We start from the raw sequence: 2922 nt of genomic DNA on the forward strand, positions 1-2922 counted from the left end.
TGATCTTCGCGGGCGACGCGGTGATCACGATCACGGGCGACGACCACTTCCGCGCCGACGAGGTCACGGCGTTGGCGGTCGCGGCAGCGGCGTGATGACGAGACTCGCGATGCCGAGTTATCCGCAGCGAGAGGCCGTTTCGACATAGGACTACGCCGCGGGCCGGAATCGTCGCGGGGGCGGATCGACGTCGCCGAATGCGTATCTCAGCGCCAGCCTCGGTTCGAGCGTGACCGCACCTCCACCTGGGTCGTGCAGCATGAACGCTGACTTTCCATCACGGCTGATGCGCCACCCCGAGTGGTGCAGCTGCATGTGGTGGAACCGGCAGAGCAGGATGCCCCGGTCGATATCGGTGCGTCCGCCCTCGGAGTACGGGTCGATGTGGTGCGCCTCGCAATACGACGACGGCCGGTCGCAGCCGTGCCAGCGGCATCCGCCATCGCGCACTGAGAGCGCCACGCGCTGTGCCGGGGTGAACAGGCGACGCTCGCGCCCGACATTGAGCGGATCACCGCCCGCATCGACCGTGACCGCCACCGTTCCCGTGTCGCAGATGCGCCGGTCGATGTCTTCTTGCGGAAGCGACACGAGGCCGTCCTCGGTGTGCCCGCCGGACGCATCGACGACCGTCACGACCCGCACACCCGCACGCCTCGTACCGTGCACCACCTTCGCGTCGGCGAACGCGCCCACCCTCAGCAGATCGACGAACAGGTCGTACGAGAGCTGATCGATCGACCGCGGATCTTCGGCGAGCGCCTTCGCCGCCTCGGCCTCGGCCGCGTCCACGAACCGCGGCCCTCCCCTGCGCGGACGCAGGGCCGAATCGAAGATCGAGCGGATCAGCGCGTGCCCGTCGTCGTCGAAGCTGATTGATCCGCGGCATCGGCCGTCGGCGTCGGTCCAGGTGCGGAACGTGCGCGCCTCGTGCCGCTCGAGATAGCGCCGCTCGGCACCCTCAGGATCGAGGCGGTCGCGAATCAAGCGGGCCTCGTCGCGCAGCTCCTCCACGGTGCGGCGGCCCGCTTCATCGGCCAGCTGCTGAGCTGCGGCAGACCACGCTTCCCGCACATCGTCATCGACGCAGCCGGAACGATCTGCCGGTGGCTCCCCCAGTCCGCGGCGGATCGCGTCGCTCTGCGCCGACGACACGCGCCCGCGCATCAGCGCACCCGCCAACGGCGCATGCCACGCCGGCACGGCGGGCCTGGCGGGCGCGTCGGGCGCAGCCGGATCCGTATTCGCCGGTTCGCTCGCGTCGAGAACCGACTGCCCCACCCGGATCCGTTGGCGCGCGTCGGACTTCGACGTGCCCGTGATCGCCTGCACGAAGTCGGCGGGGCTGCGATGCCCGTGCACCTGAGCCAGCCCGCCTTGCCCGGCCCCGTGCGCGGAACGTTCGGCGAGAACACCGGCGCCGACTGCCTCGACACGGCCGAGGCAGCGAGCCGCCAGTGCGGCCGCCTCGATCACCCGCACGAGCTGCTCATCCGGGAGGCACCGCATCGTGTGCGTGAGATCATCAGCGCCCTCGCCGAGCAGGCCGTCGAGTGACGCGACCTGCTCTCGAAGTTCGCTGAAAATGTCCATGTCAGAAGTCAATCGCGAACCACTGACAAAGTTAACGCCGCCCCGATCAAGCCGCCTCCGCTGTAAACTGAACACGTTCATCGAACGAAGGATCCCATGCCCCCGCTCCGCACGGAAAAACGCCAGGCGACCGAAGCCCGCGTCCTCAACGAGGCGCGTCGCCTGTTCGAGCAGCGCGGATTCGCGGCGACGGCGATCCGCGACATCGCCCACGCGGCCGGCGTCAGCGTCGGCACAGTGATGGCCGCCGGCGACAAGCCTGCCCTGCTCGTGCAGGTCTTCGACGATCTGATCGCCGCCGAGCACGCCACCCGAAGCGCCCCGCCCACCGCAGGCACTTGCGTCGATCGGATCCTGCGGCTCGTGGATCCGTTCGTGACGATTTTCATCGATCGGCAGGACCTCGCGCGGGCCTACGCGTCGATCCTCGTCTCCGGCACCCACTCCTCGACGCTCTTCACGAGCCTCGCCGCGACGCTCGTCGAGGAGATCCGCGTGGTGATCTTAGGCTCGAGCAACGCCACGGAAGAACGCGCATCGGCGACCGCCAACGCTGCGTACTTCGCCTACGTCGGCACCCTCTTCTCGTGGTCGGCGCGCCCCGGCGCTGACCCGGCCGAGCTGACCGACACCCTCCGCGACACCTTCACCGCCATCTGTGAGGCGACATCATGATTCTCCTCCCGCACGTCTGGTGGCTGCCCGCACTGCTCGCCCTCGTTCTGCTGATCGACGTCGTGCTGTCGCTGCGGCCGCCGAAGTTCATCCGCGACTGCCTCGACGGGGTCGGCTTCCCGCGCGAGTGGTGGTGGACGCTCCTCGTCATCAAAACCACCGCGGTCGTGGGCCTCGTGGTGGGGATCTGGGTACCCGGTGTCGCGTTCGCCGCGAACACCGGCGTGATCATCTACTTCGCCAGCGCCGCCGTCGCCCACCTTCGAGCCCGCTTCACGGGGAAAGAATTCTGGATCAACTGCCTCGGCATGCTCGCCCTCGCGATCGCCGTGCAGGTGCTCTCGGTTCTGCCGTAGGGCCTCACTTCACACTCCCCTACGCGAACCCGCCCTGATCACTCCGATCCCACTCCTCCGCGTACCGCTCCTCCACGAGCGGCCACACGACCTCAACGCCTTCCTCGACCGACCCCACTCGCGAGGCAAGCTCTCCGAATAGCACGAACTCGTGCGGAATCACACGACCGGCCGCATCCCTCCGCCCGAGCGGATCCGCGAAGCGCAGCGCGACCGCGTCGCCCGCGCGCCGACACACATTCAACGCATCGTCCGCATCCGCGAACGCGTCGTCGTACGCGGGCAGCGGATCCGCCTG

General features: G+C 68.7%; 4 protein-coding genes. 2 read left to right on the forward strand and 2 right to left on the reverse strand.

The genetic code is table 11. From position 1 onward, the window contains the following. Positions 1 to 150: 150 nt before the first annotated feature. Positions 151 to 1593, reverse strand: coding sequence for a DUF222 domain-containing protein (locus ACTIAO_RS17530; protein WP_441907337.1), 1443 nt, complete (start codon positions 1591 to 1593; stop codon positions 151 to 153). A 96-nt stretch (positions 1594 to 1689) separates the two neighbouring features. On the opposite strand from ACTIAO_RS17530, the gene ACTIAO_RS17535 reads away from it, so the two are divergent. Both ACTIAO_RS17535 and ACTIAO_RS17540 read left to right on the forward strand, forming a co-directional pair. After that, entirely contained in the window at positions 1690 to 2268 is a 579-nt protein-coding gene (locus ACTIAO_RS17535; RefSeq protein WP_441907338.1) for a TetR/AcrR family transcriptional regulator, read from the forward strand. Beyond that, the gene (locus ACTIAO_RS17540; protein WP_441907339.1) at positions 2265 to 2624 is read left to right on the forward strand and encodes a DoxX family protein; all 360 of its coding nucleotides are present in this window, start codon (positions 2265 to 2267) and stop codon (positions 2622 to 2624) included. The genes ACTIAO_RS17535 and ACTIAO_RS17540 overlap by 4 nt, the downstream gene beginning before the upstream one ends. A 19-nt stretch (positions 2625 to 2643) precedes the next feature. Here ACTIAO_RS17540 and ACTIAO_RS17545 read toward each other — a convergent pair. Then, the coding region (locus ACTIAO_RS17545; protein ID WP_441907340.1) for a hypothetical protein at positions 2644 to 2922 on the reverse strand (279 nt) is incomplete at its 5' end.

This window comes from Microbacterium sp. (genome assembly GCF_052099035.1).
Taxonomy (GTDB): domain Bacteria; phylum Actinomycetota; class Actinomycetes; order Actinomycetales; family Microbacteriaceae; genus Microbacterium.